We start from the raw sequence: 23,701 nt of genomic DNA on the forward strand, positions 1-23,701 counted from the left end.
GCCGGGGCGGCGTCCGCCCCGGCCGGCCGCTCAGCCGTCGCGCTTGGTGGTCCAGCGGAAGGTGGTCAGGCAGAGCACCACGCCGATCACGCACCACAGGCCCAGCACCACCGCCACCCGGCCCAGCTCGAACGAGCCGCCCGGCTCCTGGGCGCCGAAGCTCTCCGGCAGGAACACCGACCGCAGCCCCTGGCACATCCACTTGAGCGGGAACAGCGCCGCCACCTGCTGCATCCAGGTGGGCAGGTCGGTGAAGACGAAGAACACCCCGGAGATGAACTGGAGCACCAGGGCGACCGGGGTGACCACCGCCGAGCCGCTGCGGGCGGTGCGGGCCAGCGACGAGATCGCGATGCCGCACAGGGTGCACGCGGTCACCCCGAGCACGGCGACCCAGCCGAAGGTGAACCACTTCCCGGCCGTACCCGGCAGGTCGAGGTCGAACAGCGCCACCGCGACGGCCAGCAGCAGCGCGGTCTCGGCGATACCGATCGCCACCACCATGATCACCTTGCCGGCGAACCAGACCCACTTCGGCATCGGCGTGCCCCGGTAGCGCTTCAGCACGCCCCGGTCCCGCTCGATCGGGATCCAGATGCCGAGGTTCTGGAAGCTCACCGTCATCAGGCCGGTCGCGATCATGCCGGTGATGAAGTACTGGGTGAACTTGACCCCGCCGCCGATCGTCCCGCCGAAGATCGACGCGAAGATCAGGATCATGATGATGGGGAAGCCCATCGTGAAGACCACGGACTCCCGGCTGCGCAGGAACTGGGTGATCTCCAGCCGGCCCTGGCGCAGGGCGAGCGCGCCGGCACCCGGCCGGCGGCCCGGGGTGGCGGCGACCGGTGTCGGCGGCTTCGTCGTGGTCGTCATCGCGCGTGTCCGATCATGGTGAGGTAGACGTCCTCCAGGGTCGGCCGGGTCACCGTGAGCCCGGGGACCTCGCCGCCGTAACGCGCCGCGAGGTCGGCCACGAAGGCCGTCGGCGTCGCGCTCTGCGCGCTCTCCAGCGCCCCTTCCGGGGTACGCCAGGAGACGGTGGCCAGGGCCTCCTGCCGGTTGCCCAGCCGGTTGGGGGCGGCCACCTCGACCAGCCGGCCGCCGGCGATCACACCGACCCGGTCGGCGAGGGCCTCGGCCTCGTCCAGGTAGTGGGTGGTGAGCACGATTGTGGTGCCGGCCGCGGCGAGGTCGCGGATCAGCTCCCAGAACTCGCGGCGGGCCTCCGGGTCGAAGCCGGTCGTCGGCTCGTCGAGGAAGAGCAGCTCGGGACGGCCGATGATGCCCAGGGCCACGTCCAGGCGGCGACGCTGCCCGCCGGAGAGGCTGTGCGTACGGGCTTTCGCCTTGTCGGCCAGCCCGACCCGCTCGATCACCTTGGCCGGGTCGTCCGCGTCGGGGTAGAAGCCGGAGAAGTGCCGGATCACCTCGCCCACGGTCAGCTCGTCGAACTCGCCGGTGCCCTGGAGCACGATGCCGACCCGGGACCGCCAGTCGGCATCAGGTTGGGCCGGATCCACGCCGAGGACGGTGACCTCGCCGGCGTCGCGGCGGCGGTAACCCTCCAGGATCTCCACCGTGGTGGTCTTGCCGGCGCCGTTCGGGCCGAGCAACGCGAACACCTCGCCGCGGTGGACGTCGAGATCCACGCCCGCCACCGCGACGTTGTCGCCGTACGCCTTGCGCAGCCCACGGACGGAGATGGCCAGCTCGTCTTCCATGCCGTCCAGTGTGCGTCCTGACCGGGGTGGCTCGCTGCCCGGGGTGTGGTGGTCAGCCCCACTGCGCGTACTTGACACCCGGACGTCCGCGACATGGACCTGTGTGGTTTTCCACAGTCCCTTTTACTGAACGGTAACTTAGACTCCGGCCATGGATGAGACGCCATCTGCGAGCCGGTTGCCCGAGCGGGACCGCCCGTGGGTGATGCGCACGTACGCCGGCCACTCGTCGGCCGCCGCCACCAACGCGCTCTTCCGCCGCAACCTCGCCAAGGGGCAGACCGGCCTGTCGGTCGCCTTCGACCTGCCCACCCAGACGGGGTACGACCCGGACCATGAACTCGCCGCCGGCGAGGTCGGCCGGGTCGGTGTGCCGGTGGCGCACCTCGGCGACATGCGGGCGCTCTTCGACGGTCTGCCGCTCGCCGACACGAACACCTCGATGACCATCAACGCCCCGGCGATGTGGCTGCTCGCCCTTTACGGCACCGTCGGCCTGGAGCAGGGCGCCGACCTGGCCCGCTGCGCCGGCACGACCCAGAACGACATCATCAAGGAGTACCTGTCCCGGGGCACGTACATCTTCCCGCCGGCCGCGTCGCTGCGGCTCACCGCCGACGTGGTGGCGTACACGCTGCGGGAGATGCCCCGGTGGAACCCGGTCAACATCTGCTCGTACCACCTCCAGGAGGCCGGCGCGACGCCCGTGCAGGAGGTCGGCTTCGCGCTGGCCACCGCGGTCGCCGTGCTCGACGCGGTCCGTGACTCCGGCCAGGTGCCGGCCGAGCGGATGGGCGACGTCGTGCAGCGGATCTCGTTCTTCGTCAACGCCGGGGTGCGCTTCGTCGAGGAGATCGCCAAGATGCGCGCGTTCGGCGTGCTCTGGGACGAGATCACCCGGGACCGGTACGGCGTCACCGACGCCCGGCAACGGCGGTTCCGCTACGGCGTGCAGGTCAACTCGCTCGGCCTCACCGAGGCGCAGCCGGAGAACAACATCCAGCGCATCGTGCTGGAGATGCTCGGCGTGACGATGTCCCGCGACGCCCGCGCCCGCGCGGTCCAACTGCCCGCCTGGAACGAGGCGCTCGGCCTGCCCCGCCCGTGGGACCAGCAGTGGTCGCTACGGATGCAGCAGGTCCTGGCGTACGAGTCGGATCTGCTCGAATATCCCGACCTCTTCGCCGGCTCGCACGTGATGACGGCGCTGGTCGACGAGGTCGTCACCGGGGCGCGGGTCGAGCTGGACAAGGTGCTGGAGCTGGGCGGCGTCGTCGCCGCCGTGGAGACCGGCTACCTCAAGAGCGCGCTGGTCGCGTCGCTGGCCGAACGCCGCCAGCGGATGGAGTCCGGCGCCGACGTGGTGGTCGGCGTCAACCGGTACACCGAGACCGAGTCCTCCCCGCTGACCACCGCCGGTGCGGGCGCCGTCGAGCAGGTCGATCCCGCCGTCGAGGCGGCCGCCACGGACGGCGTACGCCGGTGGCGGGCCGACCGGGACGCGGCCGTCGTCGACGCGGCACTGGCCCGGCTCCGCGCGGACGCCGCGACCACCACCAACCTGATGCCGGCGACCCTGGAGTGCGTGCGGGCCGGGGTGACCACCGGCGAGTGGGCCGGCGCGCTGCGCCAGGTCTTCGGCGAGTACCGGGCGCCGACCGGCCTCGCCGGCGCCACCGGCGGCGGCGGTGAGCCGGGCCTCGTGGCGGTGCGCGAGCGGGTCGCCGCCACCGCGCGGGAGCTGGGCAGCGGCCGGCTGCGGCTGCTGGTCGGCAAACCCGGCCTGGACGGGCACTCCAACGGCGCGGAGCAGATCGCGGTACGCGCCCGCGACGCCGGCTTCGAGGTCGTCTACCAGGGCATCCGGTTGACCGCGGGGCAGATCGTCGCCGCCGCCGTGGAGGAGGACGTGGACCTGGTCGGGCTCTCCGTGCTCTCCGGCTCGCACCTCGCGGCCGTGCCCGCGGTGCTCGACGGGCTGCGCGCCGCCGGCCGGGCGGACCTGCCGGTGGTGGTGGGCGGCATCATCCCGGCCGGTGACGCGGACACCCTCCGGGCGGCCGGGGTCGCCCGGGTCTTCACCCCGAAGGACTTCGCCCTCACCGGCATCATCGACGACCTGGTGACGGTCATCCGTCGCGCCAACGACCTGCCCTGATCGAGCGCTGTCCCGGCCGGTCGCCGGCCGGCGTGGGTCGCCGGTGGGCGTTGGTCAGCGGCCGGCGTAGGTCATGCAGTCGGCCATGTCGTTGTCCGGGCCGACCCGGATGGACGCGGCGTGGCACTCCAACTGCTCGTTGTGCCGGCAGTCGGCACGCTGGCAGGCGCCCACCTGCGCGATCAGGCTCTCCACGCCGCCCCGCACGGGCGACTCGACGAAGGTGTGGCAGTGGGCGTGATCCATGCTGCCAATGGTGATCGCGAAGGCGTGGCAGTCACCCGACCGGTTGTACGCGCACGCGGCGACCACACATTCCTGGACTCGGGGCATCTCCAACGCTGCGGTCATGCCGACCTCCTCTAGGCTCTTGCCCCGATCCTAGGCTTTTGTCGGCCCGGGGAACCCGGTATGGCGGGCCGCCGATCCGCCGCCGATCAAGCCTCAGACGCGGAAGCCGGCGGCGCGGGCGGCCTCTCGTTCGCGGCGTCGTTCGGAACGACGACGGACGAACCAGAAGGTGAAGAAGACCAGGCCGACCAGGAAGACGAGCACCAGCACCGGCAGGATGATCGCCACCAGGGAGACCACCACACTTGTGGCGTCCTCGGCGGTGCTGGCGACCGGGGCGCCGAACCCGGCGGTGGTCGCGTTGATCACCGGGCGGGCCGCGGACTTGAGCAGGTGCACGCCCAGCGCCAGCAGTACGCCGGTGACGACCGGCACCCACTGGTGGGACGAGAAGAAGCTCCCCGGGTCGCTGACCGTCACCGTCTCCGACGAGGAGCCGGCGCCGAAGGCCAGGCCACCGGCGGTGGGTCGGACCACGGTCTGCACCACGTCGTTGATGTGGTCGACCACGGGGACCTTGTCCGCCACCATCTCCACGGCGAGCAGCACGGCCATGATGGCGATGACCCAGCCGTTACCGAGCCAGGTCCAACCGCTGGGCAGGTCGATCAGATCGGTGTACCGGCCGAGCAGACCGAGGATGAGCAGGGGTATGTAGGCGTTCAGCCCCGCCGAGGCGGCGAGACCGGTGCCGGTGAGGACTTCGAACACGAGTTCAGCATCGCATCGACGCGCCAGTGCCGCTCGCTGGCGACCGGGGGGTGCTCGGCTACCCTCGTCGGGTGCGGTTGGTCATTGCGAAGTGCTCGGTGGACTACGTCGGACGGCTCTCGGCTCACCTGCCGCTGGCCACCCGGTTGCTGATGGTGAAGGCGGACGGGTCGGTGTCCATCCATGCCGACGACCGGGCGTACAAGCCGTTGAACTGGATGAGCCCGCCGTGTCGGCTGGAGGAGGCCCCCGGTGTGTGGCGGGTCGTCAACAAGGCTGGCGAGGAGCTGCGGATCACCCTGGAGGAGATCTTCCAGGACACCTCGTACGAGTTGGGTGTGGATCCGGGCCTGCGCAAGGACGGGGTGGAGGCGCACCTACAGGAGTTGCTGGCCGCCAACCCGTCTGCCCTGGGTGAGGGGTTCACCCTGGTCCGCCGCGAGTACATGACGGCGATCGGCCCGGTCGACCTGCTGTGCCGGGACGCCAACTCGGGCTCGGTCGCCGTCGAGGTCAAGCGGCGTGGCGACATCGACGGCGTGGAGCAGTTGACCCGCTATCTCGAGCTGATGAACCGTGACCCGCTGCTCAGCCCGGTCGTCGGGGTCTTCGCCGCCCAGGAGATCAAGCCGCAGGCCCGGGTGCTCGCCAGCGACCGGGGCATCCGGTGTGTGGTGGTGGACTACGACAAGCTGCGCGGCATCGTGAAGGACGAGCTGACCCTCTTCTGACCCGCGCACTACCCGGTGCGCACCACGATCAGTGACTTCGGCAGGCCGAACACCCGCTCCACCAGCATGGTCGAGTCGGGGAAGTAGTGGCGCATCTGCGAGCGGTCCAACAACTCGGTCCAGAGCACCTGGTGGATGGCGGCGTCGTGGCTGCGGGTCGGCTTGTGCCCCAACGGCCAGCGTCGGGCGAGCGCGGTGCGCAGTCGTACCGGCAGGAACTGCATCCCCGGGGCGATCCAGTGTGGCTCGATGGGGAAGTAGCGGTAGGGCGTCTGCACCCAGTGCCGGTCGGCCAGTGAACGGGCGGCGGCGGCGAAGCGGATCCGGCGTTCGTGCCCGCCCACATGCTCCAGCACCGAGTTCGAGAAGACCAGGTCGTAGCTGCCGTTCGCGAGGTGCGGGGGCAGGTCGCAGGCGTCGGCCTGCTCGACGTGGGCCCATTCCGGGACGACGGCGGGCGGCTGCTCCAGGTTGACGACGGTCACCCGGGCCGGCCGGACGGCGGCGCGGTGCCAGGTGCCGAGCCGACCGCCGAGGTCGACCACGTGCATGTCGCCGATGTCGGGGAAGGTGCGTGCCAGCCAGTCCGAGCGGTGCCGACGCCGCCGGGCGGCCCACGACTGCTCACTGTCGACAAGGCGGTAGCGCAATCGATTGGGGCCCATTTAACGCAATGTACCGCCGTGCTGACTGCGTATAAACATGTGGATACGCCGATCCTCCTTGATGATCGGTTATCCGACACTCACCTTCCGTACAACGCCTTGATCGTCTTGACGAGCCTTGCCACGTCGGTGGGGGTGCGGTCGAAGGTCATCGACGGCAGCAGCGACCGGGCGCGACGTCGGGTGATCGCCTTGGACCGGCCGAACTCACGCAGGCCGTCCTCCCCGTGGATCCGGCCGAAGCCGGAGTCGCCGACACCACCGAACGGCAGCGTGGACATGCCGGCGAAGGTCAGCGTGGAGTTGATCGAGGCCATCCCGGAGCGCAGCCGCCGGGCGATGGCCACCGCACGCCGCCGGCCGAAGACCGAACCCCCGAGGCCGTACGACAGGGCGTTGGCGCGGCTGACGGCCTCGTCGGCGTCGCGGACCCGGCTGATGGTCAGCGTGGGGCCGAAGGTCTCCTCGCGGACCGCGGCGGACTCCTCCGGGACGTCCACCAGGACGGTGGGGTGGACGTACGGCGGCTGGACGGCGCTCGGGCCGCCGAGCACGGCGCGCCCGCCGGAGGTGATCGCGGCGTCGATGTGCCGGCGGATCACGTCGATCTGCTGGGGCATGGTGATCGGGCCGATGTCGGTGCCCTCCGGCCCGACCGTCAACTGACCGGCGCGGGCCACCACCTTGTCGACGAAGGCGTCGAAGACGGAGTCGACGGCGTACACCCGCTCGATGCCGATGCAGGTCTGGCCGGCGTTGGTCATGCCGCCCCAGACGCACGCCTCGGCGGCCGCGTCCAGGTTGGCGTCGCTGTCGACGATCATGGCGTCCTTGCCGCCGCCCTCGATGAGCACCGGGGTCAGCGTCTCGGCGCAGGCGGCCATCACCTTCCGGGCGGTGGCGGTGGAGCCGGTGAAGGCCAGCTTGTCGACGCCGGATCGGCACAGCGCCGCGCCCACGTCGCCCAGCCCGTGCACGGCGGTGAACACCGGCTGCTCGGGCACCACCTCGGCAAAGCTGTCGACCAGCCACTGGCCGACGGCGGGCGTGTACTCGCTCGGCTTGAGCACCACGGCGTTGCCGGCGGCGAGCGCGTACGCGGCGGAGCCGATCGGCGTGAAGACCGGGTAGTTCCACGGCCCGATCACGCCGACCACCCCGTACGGCTGGTATTCGAGGTGCGCGGAGAACTCGGCGAGGATGAGCCGGGACCGCACCCGGCGTGGACCGAGCACGCGGCCGGCGTTGCGGGCGGCCCAGTCGATGTGCTCGATCGCGGTGACGATCTCGACGATGGCGTCCGCGACCGGCTTGCCGCCCTCGACGTGCACCAACTCGGCCAACTGCTCGATGCGCTTGGCGAGCAGGGCACGCCAGCGCAGCATCCGCTGGCGGCGGCCGGTGAAGCCGAGACCGGCCCACCACTCGCCGGCGGCGCGGGCGCGGGCGACGGCCTGCCGCACGTCGGCGTCGGTGGCGACCGGGAGGCGACCTGCCTCAGCGCCGGTCGCCGGGCTGGTGGAAACCAACTGGCCCGCGTCGATGACCGGAACGCCCGGGATATGCACTGCCGTCATGGCGGAAGTCTAGACCCGAGGATTACTCGCCGGTAGGGTCCCCGATTCGGGACCGGGGGAACGGCGTCGCACCGACCCGACCGATCGTTGATCCATGCAGGTCAGGGCGTTGGTGACGGATGCGGCCCGCCCGAATCGTCGAACGGCAGATGGCCGGGAGGTGACGAGAGGCTGACCGGCCGGTCGGTACTGACGACTACCGTCTGATGGCAGGCTGACGCGCGGAGTGACGGTGTGGGGTGGAGGGCTGACTGTCCATGGAGGAACATCCAGAGCTGATGCCGCTCTTGACGGTCTCGGGTGGACCGATGCGCGGAGCGAGCTTTCGCATGCGAACCGAACCACAGGTGATCGGCCGTGCGCCGACCGGTCAGGTGGTCATCAACGACCCGCACCTGAGCCGTCGTCACGCCGAGGTGTGGCTGGCGCCGGAGGGCCCCTCCCTACGGGACCTGGGCTCCACCAACGGCACCTGGCTCAACGACCGGCGGATCACCGAGGTGGAACGACTCTCCGACGGTGACGTGATCCGGCTGGGCCGTACCGAGCTGCGCCTCTTCGACCCCGGCGTGGCGCTCACCGATCCGGTGGGGCTGAGCTTCGGGCCGTCCCGGCGCGACGTCCGACCGACCCTGCCGCTGCCGCTGGCCGCGCCACCGGGCACGCGTCGCTGACCGCCTGGCGGTCGGCCACACCGGGCGGCACCACCGGATGGCCGTCCGACACCTGGACCGGCGGGGACACGCGTGGCACCATGCCGCGGATGGAGACCGAGCAGCGGACCGTGACGGCGAACGGCATCACCCAGGCGGTACGGGTCGCCGGCCCGCCGGACGGCACGCCGGTGCTGCTGATCCACGGCAACTGCTCGTCCGCGCTGTTCTGGGAGCCACTGGTCCGGCGGCTGCCACCGACGCTGCGGGTGATCGCCCCCGACCTGCGGGGGTACGGCGACTCCGCGACCGCCCCGGTGGACGCCACCCGGGGCCTGCGGGACTTCGCCGACGACGTGGCCGCCCTGCTGGACGACCCGACGCTCTTCGACGCCGACGCGCGCCCGGTGGTGGTCGGGCACTCCCTCGGCGGCGGAGTGGCGATGCGCCTGCTGGTCGACCATCCGCACCGGGTGGGGGCGTTGCTGCTCGCCGCGCCGGTCTCCCCGTACGGCTTCGGTGGCACCCGCGACCTGACCGGCACGCCGACCACAGCCGACTTCGCGGGCACCGGCGCCGGCACGGCGAACCCGGACTTCGTCGCCCGACTCGCCGCCGGTGACCGGAGCGCGGACGCGCCGGCCAGCCCGCGCGCCGTGTTGCGAGCCACCTATGTGGCCGATCCCGCCTCGCTGGGCGCGGACGAAGACCTGCTGCTGGACACCGTGCTCTCCACCGCCACCGGGGACGACAACTACCCGGGCACGGCGGTGCCCTCGGAGAACTGGCCGGGCACCGCACCGGGGGAGCGCGGGGTGCTCAACGCGCTCGCGCCGACCTGGTTCCGGCTCGCCGACGAGCTGGTGGCCGTCGCCGAGAAGCCGCCCGTCACCTGGGTACGCGGGGACGCCGACGTCATCGTCTCGGACACCTCGCTGTTCGACCTGGCGTACCTGGGTTCGCTGGATCTCGTGCCCGGCTGGCCCGGCGCGGACGCCTGCCCACCGCAGCCGATGGTCGGCCAGACCCGGGCGGTGCTCGACCGGTACGCGGCGGCCGGCGGCGCGTACCACGAGGTGGTGCTGCCCGGCTGCGGTCACAGCCCGCACCTGGAGCGCCCGGCGGAGTTCGTCGCGGAGTTGCTGGCCCTGACCAGCGTGGCGGCGGCATAGAGGCCCTGCTGTGCCGTGGGTGAAATATGCCACGGCGTCTCGACAACTCACCGTCACGTGGCAGACTCGCGCGCATAACCTTAGCGGCCGTTCAGTGGTCGTGCGGAGTCTCTGGGGAGGCCGGTCGTGGCGCGCGAGTTCAGCACCGTTGGTGTGGTGGGGCTGGGCACCATGGGTGCCGGCATCGTCGAGGTCTTCGCCCGCAACGGCATCGACGTGGTGGCCGTGGAGATCTCCGCGCCGGCGCTGGAGCGCGGCCGGGCCACCCTGAAGAGTTCCACCGACCGGGCGGTCGCCAAGGGCAAGCTCGCCGAGGCGGACCGCGACGCCCTGCACGAGCGGGTGCACTTCGCGGTCGGGCTGGACGCGCTGCACTCCGTCGACCTGGTCATCGAGGCGGTGCCCGAGCACCTGGACCTCAAGCAGCGGATCTTCGCCGAGCTGGACCGGGTCTGCCGACCGGAGACCATCCTCGCCACCAACACCTCGTCGTTGAGCGTCACCGAGATCTCGGTTGCCACCAGCCGCCCCAACCAGGTGATCGGCATCCACTTCTTCAACCCGGCTCCGGTGATGAAGCTGGTCGAGGTGGTCCGCACGGTCGTCACCGCACCCGAGGTGGTCGCCGACGTCGAGGCGCTCTGCGCCCGGCTCGGCAAGGTCGACGTCACTATCAACGACCGGGCCGGCTTCATCGCCAACGCGCTGCTCTTCGGCTACCTCAACCACGCGGTCGGCATGTTCGAGTCGCACTACGCGACCCGGGAGGACATCGACGCCGCGATGAAGCTCGGCTGCGGCCTGCCGATGGGCCCGCTGGCGTTGATGGACCTCATCGGCCTCGACACCGCGTACGAGATCCTGGACACCATGTACCGGCGCGGCGGGCGGGACCGCCGGCACGCCCCGGTGCCACTGCTCAAGCAGATGGTGACGGCGGGGCTTCTGGGCCGGAAGTCGGGCCGGGGCTTCTACACCTACGAGCGGCCCGGCTCTCCGGTGGTCGTACCGGATGAGGCGACGCCGCTGGCCACGGACGCCGCGGTCGCCGACGGGGCGCGCGCCATCACCAAGGTCGGCATTGTGGGCTCCGGGACGATGGCCACCGGGATCATCGAGGTCTTCGCGAAGGCCGGCTACGAGGTCGTGTCGGTGACCCGCGGCATGGAGAAGTCCGCGAAGGTCTGCGAGGCGGTGAAAACCTCCCTGAACAAGGGCGTGGTGCGCGGCAAGCTCGCCGAGGCCGACCGGGACGCCGCCCTGGGCCGGATCAGCTGGTCCGCCACGCTGGACCATCTCGCCGACGTCGACCTGGTGGTCGAGGCGGTCGTCGAAGAGTTGAGCGTCAAGAAGGCCCTCTTCGCGAGCCTCGACGAGATCTGTAAGCCGGGCGTGGTGCTGGCCACCACCACCTCCTCGCTGCCGGTGATCGACGTGGCGATGGCCACCCAGCGGCCGGCCGACGTGGTGGGGCTGCACTTCTTCAACCCGGCGCCGGTCATGCCGCTGGTCGAGGTCGTCCGCACCATCCGCACCTCCCCGGAGGCCACCGCCACCGCCCGCGCCGTCTGCGCCGCGCTCGGCAAGACCGGTGTGGTCTGCGGCGACCGGTCCGGCTTCATCGTCAACGCGCTGCTCTTCCCGTACCTGAACGACGCGGTGAAGATGCTGGAGGCCAGCTACTCGACGGCCGACGACATCGACCACGCCATGAAGCTGGGCTGCGGCTACCCGATGGGGCCGTTCGAGCTGCTCGACGTCGTCGGGTTGGACGTCTCCCTGGCCATCCAGCGCGAGCTGTACCTGGAACTGCGCGAGCCGGGCTTCGCGCCCGCGCCGCTGCTGGAGCACCTCGTCACCGCCGGATACCTGGGCCGAAAGACCCGCCGCGGCTTCCGCGACCACTCGCACCGCTGACCGCGTCAACGCCTGCGGGTGTTGACCGCGTCTGCAGAGTGTGACCTTCGAGGAGTACGTCAGCAGCCGGGGTCCGGCGCTGGTCCGGCTCGCCCGGCTGCTGACCGGTGACGAGCACCGGGCCGAGGACCTCACTCAGGACGTGCTGTCCCAGGCGTACGTGCAGTGGCGCAGGATCGCCCGCGCCGACCGACCCGACGTGTACGTGCGCCGCATGCTTGTCAACGCCAACATCTCCTGGTGGCGTCGCCGGTCCAACCGTGAACTGGCGGTCGACACCTTCGCCGAGCGGGCGCACCGAGGCGACCTCGGCGGCGAGGCGGCCGACCGGGACGAGATGTGGCGGCTGATCCTCGGCCTACCCGACCGCCAGCGGGCGGTCCTGGTGCTGCGCTACTACGAGGACCTCGACGACGCGACAATCGCGCAGATCCTGGACTGCTCGCCGGTCACCGTCCGCACCCACGCGATGCGGGCGCTCGCCAACCTCCGGGAGCGCTGCGGTGCCCCGGCCACCAACGGGAGCCGACCGTGACTGACCTCGACCAGCGAATCGATCAGACGCTGCGCGAGCGCGCCGAGGGCGGTGTCGACACCGACCGGCTGCTGGCCACCGCGGTGACCCGGGGCCGTGCCCGGGTACGCCGCCGGCGCACCGCCGCCGGCACCGCGCTCGGTGCGGTGGCCGTACTCGGCCTGGGCGTGGCCATCGGCCCGGTGCGGCTGCCCGGCTCCGGCCCGGAGGTCGTCATGCCGGGGCTGGGTATGCCGGCCAACGCCCCGGTGTCCGTGGTGCCGCCCCGGGCTGACGGCGTGCCGGGTGCGGCCGCCCGCCCGGACCTGATCGGCGCCGATCCGCGGGTGCTGCACTTCGGGTTCGGCCCGGACCGGCTTCGATACCTTTCCTGGTCGGCGCAGGGCGGCGTGGAGATGGCACAGCTCGACGTGGGCGGTCGCACGGTCACCCTGGAGCTGTCCGCGTCCACCGAGGTACTGCCCCGGCGCGCGCAGGGCCTGCCAGCGGAGCTGGTGCCGGATCTGGTCACCAACGGCGTCTTCGACGGGTCGGTGGCGCACGCCAAAGGTCCCTACGGGGTCACGGTCTGGCTGCGCCACTGGCAACCCGCCCCCGGGGTGTACGCCCGGGCCAGCGTCGTCGCCGACGACGATCGGGCCCTGTTCGATGTGGCCGCGGCGCTGCGGCTCGACCAGGCGCACACCTGTACCGGTCCGCTGCAACTCACCGACCTGCCGGCCGGTGCGCAGCTCCGAAGCTGTTGGATGGTCGTCGGCACCTTCCCGGCGGCGTACGCGGTGATGCTGCAGGTCAGGGACGACGACCGCGGCCCGGGAGTTACCGTCGAGTTGCAGTACGCGGGCGCCACCGTGACGGACAAGGCGCCGGCGAACCGGACGATCGGCGGCAGGCCCGCCCACTTCGACCCCGGCGGTGCACGGCTGGAGCTCCTGGACATCCCCAGCGCCCAACTGATCGCCGTCATGAACCACGAGCAGTCCTTCAGCGAGGCGGAGGCGGCGACGGTGCTGCTCGGTACGCGGGTCGCCGAGCACCTGGACCGGCCGGCGACCTGGTGACCGCCACCGGCGGCCTGACCCGCCGCACGTACGCTTGGTGACTGTGAGCCCCCGTCGCAACCGCCCTCGCCGGGACGAGAACGCCAGCCTGGACGCCGACCGGGTCCGGCAGGGCGTCGCCTCGGTGCAGCAGTGGACCGACGGCGCCTGGCAGGTACGCGGCATCGGCGCGGGCGCGTCGGTCAAGACGTACCGCTGCCCCGGGTGTGACCAGGAGATCCGACCCGGGGTGGCGCACCTGGTGGCCTGGCCGGCGGACGGCCTGGGTGACCTGACCGACCGGCGGCACTGGCACAGCGGCTGCTGGCGTGCCCGGGACCGGCGCGGCCCGGCGGTGCAGCGCGGCCGGGGCACCCCGCGTTACTGAGTGGCGGGCCCGGCGCGCCGCCGCGTCAGGGCTGAGCGACCCGGGGCGGGGCGGCTCGTGCTCCCGGCCGGAGCGGCCCGGGGCGGGGCGCTGCCCGCCGGTTAGCGACCTGGGTCACCCTGTTCGTGCCTGGGCGGGCGGCGGCGGCGACTTCGCGACAGACTTGGGCGGTGAGCACAGCGATCCGCGCGTCGTCGATCCTGCCCGGCCGCCGGGAGGACATCGAGCTGCACACCGCCGACGGTCTGCGGCTGGTCGGTGAGCTGGCCCTGCCGGCCGACCGACCGCCGGTGGCCACCCTGGTCTGCCTGCACCCGCTGCCGACCCACGGCGGAATGATGGACAGCCACGTGTTCCGCAAGGCGGCCTGGCGGCTGCCCGCCCTGGCCGACCTGGCGGTGCTGCGGTTCAACACCCGGGGCACCAGCAGCGTGCGCGGCACCAGCGAGGGAGCGTTCGACGGCGCGGTGGGCGAGCGGTACGACGTGGCCGCCGCCATCGAGTACGCGGAGTTCGCCGAGCTGCCCAACATCTGGCTCGTCGGCTGGTCGTTCGGCACCGACCTGGCACTGAAGTACGGCTGCGACCCGACGATCGCCGGGGCGATCCTGCTCTCCCCGCCGCTGCGCTTCTCCGCCCCCGAGGACCTGGCCACCTGGGCCAACTCGGGTCGGCCGCTGGTGGCGCTGGTGCCGGAGTTCGACGACTACCTGCGCCCCACCGAGGCGCGGGAGCGGTTCGCCGCCGTGCCGCAGGCCGAGGTGGTCGGGGTGCCCGGCGCCAAGCACCTCTGGGTGGGCGACGCGGAGACGGTGCTCGACGAGATCGTCCGACGGGTCAACCCGGCCGTCGGGGTGCCACTGCCGACGACCTGGGACGGCCCGATGGAGGCCGGCGACGTCAGCGCGTACGCCGACCGGACGGTGGCCGCCTTCGCCGATACCCCCGTCCCCGGCCCGGCCGCTGGTCAGGCCGGCTGACGCTCAGCGGCGCTCCTGACGGGGCAGCACCACCTCGCGCAGGATCAGTTGCAGCGCGGCGACCGTGGGGATGGCGATCAGCGCGCCCACCACGCCCAGCAGCGCCACCCCGAGCAGCGCGGCCAGCAGGGCGGCCACCTCGTTGACCTCCACCGAGCGGCGCATCACCTTCGGGTAGATCAGGTAGTTCTCCACCTGCTGGTAGATGAGGAAGAAGATCGCGCAGGCGATGCCGGTGGGCAGGTCGGCGGCGAAACCGACCAGGCTCACGATCACCGCGCCCAGCGTCGCGCCGATCTGCGGGATCAGGTCGGTCACCGCGACCACCACGGCCAGCGCGAACGGGTACGGCAGGTCGACGATCAGCGCGAACACGAAGGTGGTCGCGCCGGCCAGCACCGCGATGCTCAGCGCACCGACCATGTAGGCGCCAACCTTGGCCAGAATCTCATCGCCGATCAGTTGCACCCGCTGCCGCCGGGACCGGGGCACCAACGAGTAGCCCAGCGAACGCAGCCGGTCGAAGTAGGCCAGGAAGTAGATCGTCAACACCAGCACGGTCAGCGTCCGGAACACCGTGCCGAAGATCAGTTGTGCACCGCCCAGCACCCCGCCGAGCGCCCGTCCGACCGTCTCCGCGTTGGCCGCGCCCTGCACCCGCTCCACCACGTCGTACCGCTCCACCAGGTCATTGACCGTCGGGCTGCGGCGCAACTCGTCGAGCAGGCTCGGGATCTGGTCGATGAACTGCCCCGACTGGGTGACGATCGGCGGGACCAGCGCCACGATGCCGCCGCAGAGCAGCAGCACCACAGTCAACGCGACCACCGCCACCGCCAGGCCGTGCGGCACACCCCAGCGGCCCAGTCGGACCACCGCCGGGTTGAGGCCGACCGCGAGGAAGAGCGCGATCACCACCAGCACGAGGATGCCGCCGGCATTGCGAATCCCCAGATAAAGGGTGTACGCCAGCAGCACGCCCAGCGCGCCGGTGAAGCCGATCAGGAAGCTGCTGCGGCGCAGCGGCCGCCCCGGTGTGCCGAACTTTCCGGACGGGACCGCCGGCGGCTCCTCCGGGTCGATCCCCGGGGCGGGAACCGGCACCGGCAGTGGTGTCTCCGCCGTCGGCGGCGTCTTCGCCGACTGTGGGGTGTCCGCTGGCGGTGGGTTTTCGGCTGGCTTGGGGCCGGGGGTCACGTCCGGGTCGTCGCCGGACGGGTCGTGCTGTGGCACCAGAGACCTCCCGACTCAGGCGGTGGGACGACGGGCGACGGCCACGAACGCCCGCCACGCGGCCGGCGCGAACACCAGCACCGGGCCGGTCGGGTCCTTGCTGTCCCGCACCCCCACCATCCCGGGCAGGTTGTCCGCCACCTCGACGCACTCACTGTTACCGCTGCGAGTGGAGGTGCGCCAAACTGCGCCGCTCAGGTGCATGAATCCACTGCTTCCTTCATCAGGTCAATCGAGTGCCGATGAGAGAGCGCTTCGTTGCGAACCGTCTCCCATCGTGAGAGCAGCGTAGCCACGTCGCCATCTCGGTCAACCACGACGCCGGCAAGCTGGTTCTCGAGGTTGCCCACCCAGCCACCGTCCGCGCCGCGCGCCAGCGTGAAGGGTCCGGACATCCCGACGTGCACTCCAACCTCGGCGGGAATGACGTGCACGCTGACCGGCGGACGTTGGGCGTAGGTGATCAACTGGGTGAGCTGCTCGACCATGATCCCGCGCATGTGCTCAGCGGTGTGCCGCAGCGCGTGTTCGTCGACGACGGCGATGAGCTGCGGTGGGTCAGCCTGCATGAGGATGGACTGGCGGTCCAGGCGGGCGTGGACTCGGCGTTCCACTTCGTCGTCGCTGAGCAGGTCGTCGCAGCGGATCACCGCGCGGGCGTAGTTCTCGGTCTGGAGCAGCCCGGGGATCAGCGTGGGTTGGAAGCAGCGCAGTTGGCGGGCGGTGCGCTCGGCATCCAGCCAGGGTCGGAACCAGCTCGGCTGGCCGTCCCGCTCGGCGAGCTTGAGCAAATGGACGAGCAGACCACCGGTGGTCAGCACCTCGTCGGCGCGAGCCAGGAAGAGCCGGTCCAGTGGGCGTTGGCCCAGCTTCAGCGCGGACACCATCGAGCCGGAGTAGTGCACCAGCCGGCCGAAGTCCTCCTGGCTCATCCCGGCGGCGATCCGCAGCCGGCGCAGTTGCGCGCGAATCATGTCGGCCGTCGGCGCGGCGTCGCCTTCCACAGTGCCTCCGCAGGTCGAGGGTCGTCTCCACCGGTCGACCCGGCGGGCCACGTCGTTCCCGCAGTCACCCCACCGACGTCGGCGATGTCTTCCGACCGTAGCGGTGTCCTCAGCAGACTGTCACGTATCGGGTCGTCCCAGACCACTCCGGTTCCCCACCGCGCGGACCTGCCGTCGAACGGCGGCGCGACCGCGCCTCAGCCGAGGAGATACCCCATGCCCACGTCTCGCCCCGCCGGCCGGTCGCTGCCTGTCACGGTCACCTCGGCGTCGCGGCCGTCCGCCGGCTGCACCCCGCCGGGCTCCAGCTCAGGCGGAAGGGCACGTACCCCGATGTCGGGGCTGCCGCAGCCGCGGCTTGGGCCGTACCCCGTGTTTCCCCGACCTTGCGGCGCGCGGACGCCGCACACCCCGCTGCGGCCCATGTGGTGCTGCCGGGCCGACGGCCGGCCGTGGCCCTGCGCGGACGCCCGGCTGCTGCTCAAGGCGGAGTTCGACGAGGACCCGGCCGCGCTGACCATCTACCTCGCCGGGCTCTACCACGAGGCGGCGCACGACCTCTACCAGCTCAATCCCTACGACGGCCCGGCACCCAGGGAGCTGTTCGAACGCTTCGTGGCGTGGGGTCCGTTCCGTCGCCCAATCATCGACCCACCCCCGGACCATCGGGCCTGATCCACTCGCCATTCAGGAAGTCGGGGTGTCCGCGTTGGCGGGACACCCCGACTTTGCTGATGCCGTGTCGATCATGAGTGCGCGTGGCTCAGCGCCGACGGTCACTCCTTGTCGATGGTGACCTTGCTGGGTTTGGCGCTGCGCTCGTCGGTGGTCGGCTTGGTGGGTCGCTTGCCGTTCTCACCGGTGCTAGTGATCTTGGTGGGCTTGGCGCCCCGGCCACCCTCGCCCGGAACGGCGGCCACCGTCGGCTCCCCGTCCACCCCGGCGCTCGCCGTCCCACCATCCACTGTGGTCACCGGCTCGGCCACCGGCCGCGTCGTGGGCTGCCCGGACTCCTCCGCGCCCGCGTTCACCGGCTGACCGGTCTCGGCGGGCTCGGCCTTCAACCCGGTGCCCGTGCCCGACCCGGAAGCCGCGCCTGAGCCGGAGGCCGCGCCGGCGGTGACGCTCACGCCGTCGTCACCACCATCGGGCGCGCTCCCGCTCGCGTCGTCCGACGCGGCCGGCGCAGTCGGGCCGTCGATCGGGCCGGTGACACTCTGCAACCGCAGCTCGGACATCTGACGCTGGAGCTCGTCGGACTCCTGTCGGGCCTTCCAGGTCTCCTGCCGCAGATCCGCGAGCTGCTGCTGGGCCTGGGCGATCTCCAGCATCACCTGGGCCAACTGCTGCCGGCCCGCCGCCGACTCCTGCTGGGTCGCCGCCAGGTGCTGCTGGGTGGTGGCCAGGTGCTGCTGGGTGGTGGCCGCGTACTCCTCGAACTGCCGCCGGGACGCCGCGACATGCTCGTCGGCCTTGCGGCGCTTGTCGCCGGCCTCGGTCTCGGCCCGGCTCAGCAGCTCGGCGGCCTCCGCCTCGGACCGCTGGCGCAGCGCCGCCGCGTCCTGCTCGGCGGCCTGACGGATGCCGGCCGCGCTCTGCTCGATCTCGTTCTTGCGAGCGGTGTATTCGGCTTCCAGCTCGTTCTTGCGGCCGGAGTATTCGGTCTCCAGCTCGTCCCGACGGGTCGTGATCCCGCCCTCCAGCTCCTGCTGACGGCTGGCGAATACGGCTTCCAGCTCCTGCTGGCGTGCCGCGTGCTGCTTGTCGAGCTCGTCGCGGCGCTTGGCGAACTCCTGCTCGGCCGTGGACCGTCGCTGCGCCAACTCCCGGTCGGCCGCCTCCCGACGGGAGTTGACCTCCTGCTCCACCCCGGCCCGCCACGCGCCCAGCTCCTGCTGGGTCTGCGCCCGGGTGTGCTGGACGTAAGCCTCGGTCTCGGTGCGCATCCGCTGCACGTACGCCTCGGTCTCGGCGCGGCTGCGCTTCGCCGACTCGGTGGCCTGCGTCGTCAGCCGCTCGGCCTCCTGCTGCGCCTTGGCGCGGGTGGCCCGGCCGGCCATCGACGCGTCGTCGATGATCTGCTTGGCCTCCTGCTGCGCCTTGGCGTGGGTGGCCCGCCCGGCCTCGGTCGCGGTGTCGGTGAGCCGCTTGGCCTCCTGGAGGGCCTTGGCATGCACCTCCTTGGCGGCGTCGCGCAGGTCGCTGGCCTCCTGCCGGGCGTTGACCAACGTCTCGCGGGCCGTCTCGCGCAGCTTGGTGGCCTCCTGCTGGGCCCGGTTGTGAATCTCCTTGGCGGAGTCCCGCAGCTGGGTGGCTTCCTGCTGGGCCTTCGCCAGCGCGTCCTGCGCCGCCTTGCGCAACTGCGCCGACTCGTCCTTGGCCGACCGCAGGGTCGCGTCCGCCTCGGCCCGCTGAGCGGCGCTGTGCCGCTCCTCCTCGGCGCGTCGGGCGGCGAGGGCGATCTCAAAGTCCTTCAGAGCCCGTGCGGCCTGCTCGCGGGCCTCCTCGATGATGTGCTCGGCCGCGGCACGACGGGCCTCGATCTCCCCGTTCGCGTCGGCGAGGATCTGCTCGGCCTGCTCCTCAGCGAGGGTGAGGATCGACTCGACCCGCGGGCCGAGATGCCGGAACGACGCCCGGTCGACCACGTTCATCTGCTTGCGCACCTGGGTCAGGTCGCGCTGGAGAACCTCGACCTGGCCGGCGAGCTTGTGGATCTGTGTGTACGCCTGTTCCCGTTCCGAAGCGAGGGTCGCGATCTCGTGCTCAGCACGCGCGACATAACGGTCGACCTGTTTCTTCTCGTACCCCCGCAGAGCGGACTCGAAGCTGGGCTCCGTCGTCACGTCCCCGCCGAGAGCGAACAGTTCCTCGCCGTGCGACATGCCCCCATCCTCACACGCAACGGGCCCTGCTGGGGCGATACGGACGGGCCTTGTGGGAGCTACTTCACTCCGTTGCGGCCGGCGGATACCACGGGCTGGGAAACGCACACGGCGCGAGGTGGCACCGGTTACCCGGTGTCACCTCGCGCCGTCGATGCCCCGACCTGACGCCTCGCGTCAGCCGGCGGTCTCCGCGGGAACCCGCTCCTGACCGCCATCGGTCTTCTTGGCGTCCGGCTTGGCAGCCGGAGCGGCCTGCGCCGGCATTCCCGGAACGATGCCGGCGAGCCCGGAGAGCATCTGACCCAGCTGCGAGGTGACCGCGTCCTTCTGCCGGGTGAGGTCCTCGACCTCGCGGCGGGCGGCCTGCGTGGTCAGCTCGGCCTCGGTGCGAGCCTCGGTGAGCAGGCGCTGCGACTCGGCCTTCGCCTCGTTGAGGGTCTTCTCCGAGTGCGCCTTGGCCTTGTCGACCGTCTCGGCGGCGTTGCGCTCCGACTCGACCCGCCGCGCCTCGGCGCGCTGCTCGATCTCCTTGGCCCGCTCCTGCGCGGCCCGGGCACGCTGCTCGGCCTCGCTGACCATCTTCTGGGTCTGCGCGACCTGGGCGGCGTGACGCTCGGACTCCTCGCGCTCGGCCTTCTCCCGCCGCTCGGCCAACTGGAGCTCCAGGGCCTGCAGGTCCTTGTCGCGCTTGTCCCGCGCGTCGGTGAGCAGCTTGGTCGCCTCGGCGCGCTTCTCCTCAGCCTCACGGGCGGCCTTCGCCCGCTGCTGGGTGATCTCCCGCTCGGCGGTGGCCCGCAGGGTGGCAACCTCGCGCTCCACGGTCGACTTCAGCTCGGCCACCTCGTGCGCGGTGACCGTACGCAGCTGCTTGGTCTCCCGGTCGGCGTCGGCGCGCAGCGTGTCAGCCTCGCGGCGGGCCTGCACCCGGACCTCGGCGGCCTCGCGCTCGGCGGCCGTGCGCAGGTTGCCCGCCTCGCGCTCGGCGCTCGCCTTCATGGCGGCGGCCTCGGCGCGGGCCTTGTCGGTGATCTCGCGGGCCTCGAGGCGGGCGGCGGAGAGGATGCCCTCCGACTCGCGCTTGGCCTCGTTGCGGTGGTCGTTGGCCTGCTCCTCGGCGAGCCGGAGGATCTGCTCAACGCGGGTGCCGAGCCCGGAGAGGGTGGGCCGGCTGTTCTCTTCGAGCTGCTTGTTCGTGTCGGTGAGCTTCTGCTCCAGCGCACTCATGCGCTGCTCGGCCTGGCGGAGACGACGCTGGGCGTCGTTCATCCGCTGCTCGGCCTCGGCACGGGCCTGCTCGGACTGGGTCAGCGCGGCGGTCATCCGGCCGAGGAAGTCGTCGACCTGATGGGTGTTGTATCCGCGCAGGCCAACGGTGAAATCTGGCTGCGAGTTCGCGTTATCGAAGAACGCGAGAGGGGAGGACTGCTGCTGGGGCATTGGGACATACTGGCAGACCCCCCAGGGTGCTTCGCAAGAGCGGTGCGAAGCTTTCGTGCCCTCTTTGCATGGTCAACTCCCGCGATCGGCGTGGTTGGACCAATCGGCGATCTTGGCAGGTCTTGGCCGGTCGGACGCCACGCAGCGTGACGCGGAAAAGGGCCCCGGGGTTGCCCCGAGGCCCTTTGTTCGATCCGGGTGGGTTATCCGCTAATGGGGGCGGAAGAACAATGAGCGATCAGCGCAATGGTCATCCCGCGTTCCACCGTCCGGCCGTGGCCCCGCAACCGGCGGTGCCGGTCGGGGAGGCCTGGCGGCCGGCGGTGCCGGTCAGTGACCCCGGAAGCGGTTGATCGCGTCCTCGTGCCGGGCCCGCAACTCTCCGTCGCGTACGCCCAGCCCGTCGGTGGGTGCGAGGCAGCGCACGCCGACCTTGCCCTGGTGGGCGTTGCGGTGCACCTCGTACGCGGCCTGGCCGGTCTGCTCCAACGCGTAGGTGCGGGACACCGTCGGGTGCACCTTGCCGAGCGCGACCAGGCGGTTGGCCTGCCACGCCTCGTGGTAGTTGGCGAAGTGGCTGCCGACGATCCGCTTGAGGTGCATCCACAGGTAGCGGTTGTCGTACTGGTGCTGGAAGCCGCTGGTGGAGGCGCAGGTGACGATGGTGCCACCGCGCCGGGCCACGTAGACGCTGGCGCCGAACGTCTCCCGACCCGGGTGCTCGAACACGATGTCCGGGTCCTCGCCGCTGGTCAGCTCACGGATGCGCTCACCGAAGCGCCGCCACTCGTCCGGGTCCTGGGTCTCCTCGTCCTTCCAGAAGCGGAAGCCCTCCGCGGCCCGGTCGATGACCAGCTCCGCGCCCATCCGGCGGCACAGCTCGGCCTTCTCCGGTGAGGACACCACGCAGACCGGGATCGCGCCGCCGTTGAGCGCCATCTGCGTGGCGTACCCGCCGAGGCCGCCCGAGGCGCCCCAGATCAGCACCACGTCGCCCTGCTTCATGTTGGCGCCGTGGTGCGAGACGAGCTGCCGGTACGCGGTGGAGTTGACCAGCCCCGGGCTGGCCGCCTCCTCCCAGCTCAGGTGCCGCGGCTTGGGCATCAGCTGGTTGGCCTTGACCACCGCCAGCTCGGCCAGCCCGCCGAAGTTGGTCTCGAAACCCCAGATCCGCTGCTGCGGGTCGAGCATGGTGTCGTCGTGACCGGCCGCGTCCTCCAACTCGACCGAGAGGCAGTGCGCCACCACCTCGTCGCCGGGGGCCCAGCGGGTCACCCCGGGGCCGGTGCGCAGCACCACGCCCGCCGCGTCCGAGCCGACCACGTGGTACGGCAGGTCGTGCCGGCGGGTCAGCTCGGAGACCCGGCCGTAGCGCTCCAGGAACTTGAAGGTGGGCAGCGGCTCGAAGATGCTGGTCCACACCGTGTTGTAGTTGATCGCGCTGGCCATCACCGCGACCAGCGCCTCGCCCGGCGCCAGCTCCGGCGTCGGCACCTCCTGCACGTGCAGTGCCTTGCGCGGGTCCTTGTCCCGGGTGGCCATGCCGTCGAACATCCGGGCCTCCTCGGCGCGGACCACCACGCCCCGGTAGCTCTCCGGTACGGGCAGCCCGGCGAGGCCGGCGAGTTCGCGGTCCGGATCGTTCGATTCCTCCGCCGCCATGATCGCTTCGAGGATGTCCTGCACGGTGACCTCCGGTTCATCCGCACCCGCACGGGCCCGGGTGCTGCCATCGTCGGCGCCGGTGGGCACGACCGCCATGTCGGCATTCGACACATCCCGCACCGGTCGCGCTCTGGTGGGGCCGGACGTTACTGAACGGTAGCTAGGCCGGGAAGTCCTCTGTGAAAAACTGCATCCGCCGATGCGTGAAGGTGTCCGGCCACCCCGCCATCCGCGCACTGACGTGCGTGCGCCCCGCCCCACCGGCCGCCACCCCCTGGTCGATCAAGAGCTTTCGGTCACCCTCGTGGCGCAGGCTGACGCAAACCTCTTGATCAATCAGGGGCGGGGCGGGGCGGGGCAGGGGGCCGGGGTCAGTGGGGGGTGGGGGCGGGTTGGACCAGTTCGATGAGGACGCCGCCGGCGTCCTTGGGGTGGACGAAGTTGATCCGGCTGTCCGCGGTGCCGCGCCTCGGTGCGTCGTAGAGGAGGCGCATGCCGCGCTCGCGTAGCGCCGCGCAGGCCACGTCGATGTCCACCACGGTGTACGCGACCTGCTGCACGCCCGGCCCGTTGCGGTCCAGGAACTTCGCGATCGTCGACTCCGGGGTGAGCGGGGCGAGCAACTGCACGCAGCCGCCCTCGGTGGTCGGCCCGACGGACAGCATCGCTTCCCGAACGCCCTGCTCGGTGTTGGTCTCCACGTGTACGCAGCGCATCCCGAACGTCCGCTGGTAGAAGTCGATCGCGGCGTCCAGGTCGGCCACGGCGATCCCGACGTGGTCAATTTTGCGAAGTCCGATGTCTGTGACGTAGTCCGCACCGGGCTCGACGGGGGAGTTCTCTGCCATGGCGCTAGTCTGACCGAACAATCG

The 23,701-nt window shown here is 71.4% G+C and carries 23 protein-coding genes; 10 read left to right on the top strand and 13 right to left on the bottom strand.

Annotated elements, in window-relative coordinates:
* Positions 1-30: 30 nt before the first annotated feature.
* Both ACIBD9_RS19350 and ACIBD9_RS19355 read right to left on the bottom strand, forming a co-directional pair.
* On the bottom strand, positions 31-876 hold the full coding sequence (locus tag ACIBD9_RS19350) for an ABC transporter permease (RefSeq protein ID WP_396719384.1): 846 nt from the start codon (positions 874-876) through the stop codon (positions 31-33).
* A complete protein-coding gene (locus tag ACIBD9_RS19355) occupies positions 873-1,724 on the bottom strand; it encodes an ABC transporter ATP-binding protein (protein WP_396719386.1) in 852 nt (283 codons plus the stop codon). Before ACIBD9_RS19355 ends, ACIBD9_RS19350 begins: the two co-directional genes overlap by 4 nt.
* 151 nt (positions 1,725-1,875) lie before the next feature.
* Here ACIBD9_RS19355 and ACIBD9_RS19360 point away from each other — a divergent pair, with 151 nt between their 5' ends.
* A complete protein-coding gene (locus ACIBD9_RS19360) occupies positions 1,876-3,882 on the top strand; it encodes a protein meaA (RefSeq protein ID WP_396719388.1) in 2,007 nt (668 codons plus the stop codon).
* A gap of 54 nt (positions 3,883-3,936) precedes the next feature.
* Here ACIBD9_RS19360 and ACIBD9_RS19365 read toward each other — a convergent pair whose 3' ends face one another.
* Positions 3,937-4,233: a DUF1540 domain-containing protein gene (locus ACIBD9_RS19365; RefSeq protein WP_396719390.1), complete on the bottom strand. Its 297-nt coding sequence runs from the start codon at positions 4,231-4,233 to the stop codon at positions 3,937-3,939.
* Between the two features lie 93 nt (positions 4,234-4,326).
* Positions 4,327-4,944: a DUF4126 domain-containing protein gene (locus ACIBD9_RS19370; protein WP_387168552.1), complete on the bottom strand. Its 618-nt coding sequence runs from the start codon at positions 4,942-4,944 to the stop codon at positions 4,327-4,329.
* A 71-nt stretch (positions 4,945-5,015) separates the two neighbouring features.
* Here ACIBD9_RS19370 and nucS point away from each other — a divergent pair, with 71 nt between their 5' ends.
* Positions 5,016-5,675: an endonuclease NucS gene (nucS, locus tag ACIBD9_RS19375; RefSeq protein WP_396719392.1), complete on the top strand. Its 660-nt coding sequence runs from the start codon at positions 5,016-5,018 to the stop codon at positions 5,673-5,675.
* 8 nt (positions 5,676-5,683) lie between these two features.
* Here the strand turns inward: nucS and ACIBD9_RS19380 are convergent, their stop codons facing one another.
* Together ACIBD9_RS19380 and ACIBD9_RS19385 are read right to left on the bottom strand one after the other, a co-directional pair.
* Positions 5,684-6,340, bottom strand: coding sequence for a methyltransferase domain-containing protein (locus ACIBD9_RS19380; protein ID WP_396719394.1), 657 nt, complete (start codon positions 6,338-6,340; stop codon positions 5,684-5,686).
* An 80-nt stretch (positions 6,341-6,420) separates the two neighbouring features.
* Positions 6,421-7,917: an aldehyde dehydrogenase family protein gene (locus ACIBD9_RS19385; protein ID WP_396719396.1), complete on the bottom strand. Its 1,497-nt coding sequence runs from the start codon at positions 7,915-7,917 to the stop codon at positions 6,421-6,423.
* A 308-nt stretch (positions 7,918-8,225) separates the two neighbouring features.
* On the opposite strand from ACIBD9_RS19385, the gene ACIBD9_RS19390 reads away from it, so the two are divergent.
* From ACIBD9_RS19390 to ACIBD9_RS19420, 7 genes are all read left to right on the top strand, one after another.
* Complete coding sequence (locus ACIBD9_RS19390; RefSeq protein WP_396719398.1) at positions 8,226-8,591, top strand: FHA domain-containing protein; 366 nt, start codon at positions 8,226-8,228, stop codon at positions 8,589-8,591.
* Positions 8,592-8,671: 80 nt separating this feature from the next.
* Complete coding sequence (locus tag ACIBD9_RS19395) at positions 8,672-9,742, top strand: alpha/beta fold hydrolase (protein ID WP_396719400.1); 1,071 nt, start codon at positions 8,672-8,674, stop codon at positions 9,740-9,742.
* A 126-nt stretch (positions 9,743-9,868) separates the two neighbouring features.
* Entirely contained in the window at positions 9,869-11,659 is a 1,791-nt protein-coding gene (locus tag ACIBD9_RS19400) for a 3-hydroxyacyl-CoA dehydrogenase family protein (RefSeq protein ID WP_396719402.1), read from the top strand.
* A gap of 40 nt (positions 11,660-11,699) precedes the next feature.
* The gene (locus ACIBD9_RS19405) at positions 11,700-12,194 is read left to right on the top strand and encodes a SigE family RNA polymerase sigma factor (RefSeq protein WP_396719404.1); all 495 of its coding nucleotides are present in this window, start codon (positions 11,700-11,702) and stop codon (positions 12,192-12,194) included.
* Positions 12,191-13,255 carry a hypothetical protein gene (locus ACIBD9_RS19410; protein WP_396719406.1) on the top strand — a complete coding sequence of 355 codons (1,065 nt, stop codon included), beginning with the start codon at positions 12,191-12,193 and terminating at the stop codon, positions 13,253-13,255. Before ACIBD9_RS19405 ends, ACIBD9_RS19410 begins: the two co-directional genes overlap by 4 nt.
* A gap of 43 nt (positions 13,256-13,298) precedes the next feature.
* The gene (locus ACIBD9_RS19415) at positions 13,299-13,622 is read left to right on the top strand and encodes a hypothetical protein (RefSeq protein ID WP_396719408.1); all 324 of its coding nucleotides are present in this window, start codon (positions 13,299-13,301) and stop codon (positions 13,620-13,622) included.
* 119 nt (positions 13,623-13,741) lie between these two features.
* Positions 13,742-14,602 carry an alpha/beta hydrolase gene (locus ACIBD9_RS19420; protein ID WP_396719485.1) on the top strand — a complete coding sequence of 287 codons (861 nt, stop codon included), beginning with the start codon at positions 13,742-13,744 and terminating at the stop codon, positions 14,600-14,602.
* A gap of 3 nt (positions 14,603-14,605) precedes the next feature.
* Here ACIBD9_RS19420 and ACIBD9_RS19425 read toward each other — a convergent pair whose 3' ends face one another.
* From ACIBD9_RS19425 to ACIBD9_RS19435, 3 genes are read right to left on the bottom strand one after another with little or no spacing between them, the layout of a single operon-like run.
* A complete protein-coding gene (locus tag ACIBD9_RS19425) occupies positions 14,606-15,835 on the bottom strand; it encodes an AI-2E family transporter (RefSeq protein WP_396719410.1) in 1,230 nt (409 codons plus the stop codon).
* A gap of 15 nt (positions 15,836-15,850) precedes the next feature.
* The gene (locus ACIBD9_RS19430; protein ID WP_396719412.1) at positions 15,851-16,039 is read right to left on the bottom strand and encodes a DUF397 domain-containing protein; all 189 of its coding nucleotides are present in this window, start codon (positions 16,037-16,039) and stop codon (positions 15,851-15,853) included.
* Entirely contained in the window at positions 16,030-16,809 is a 780-nt protein-coding gene (locus ACIBD9_RS19435; protein WP_396719487.1) for a helix-turn-helix domain-containing protein, read from the bottom strand. The genes ACIBD9_RS19430 and ACIBD9_RS19435 overlap by 10 nt, the downstream gene beginning before the upstream one ends.
* Positions 16,810-17,172: 363 nt before the next feature.
* Between ACIBD9_RS19435 and ACIBD9_RS19440 the strand changes: the two genes are divergently transcribed.
* Positions 17,173-17,514, top strand: coding sequence for a hypothetical protein (locus ACIBD9_RS19440; RefSeq protein WP_396719489.1), 342 nt, complete (start codon positions 17,173-17,175; stop codon positions 17,512-17,514).
* 101 nt (positions 17,515-17,615) lie between these two features.
* On the opposite strand, the gene ACIBD9_RS19445 is transcribed toward ACIBD9_RS19440, so the two are convergent.
* From ACIBD9_RS19445 to mce, 4 genes are all read right to left on the bottom strand, one after another.
* A complete protein-coding gene (locus ACIBD9_RS19445; protein ID WP_396719414.1) occupies positions 17,616-19,724 on the bottom strand; it encodes a hypothetical protein in 2,109 nt (702 codons plus the stop codon).
* Between the two features lie 177 nt (positions 19,725-19,901).
* A complete protein-coding gene (locus ACIBD9_RS19450; RefSeq protein ID WP_238659297.1) occupies positions 19,902-21,164 on the bottom strand; it encodes a DivIVA domain-containing protein in 1,263 nt (420 codons plus the stop codon).
* A gap of 330 nt (positions 21,165-21,494) precedes the next feature.
* A complete protein-coding gene (ccrA, locus tag ACIBD9_RS19455; protein WP_396719491.1) occupies positions 21,495-22,850 on the bottom strand; it encodes a crotonyl-CoA carboxylase/reductase in 1,356 nt (451 codons plus the stop codon).
* Between the two features lie 350 nt (positions 22,851-23,200).
* Positions 23,201-23,677 carry a methylmalonyl-CoA epimerase gene (mce, locus tag ACIBD9_RS19460; protein WP_396719416.1) on the bottom strand — a complete coding sequence of 159 codons (477 nt, stop codon included), beginning with the start codon at positions 23,675-23,677 and terminating at the stop codon, positions 23,201-23,203.
* Positions 23,678-23,701: the final 24 nt, after the last annotated feature.

The organism is Micromonospora sp. NPDC050784, assembly GCF_044456765.1.
In the GTDB taxonomy this organism is placed as follows: domain Bacteria; phylum Actinomycetota; class Actinomycetes; order Mycobacteriales; family Micromonosporaceae; genus Micromonospora; species Micromonospora foliorum.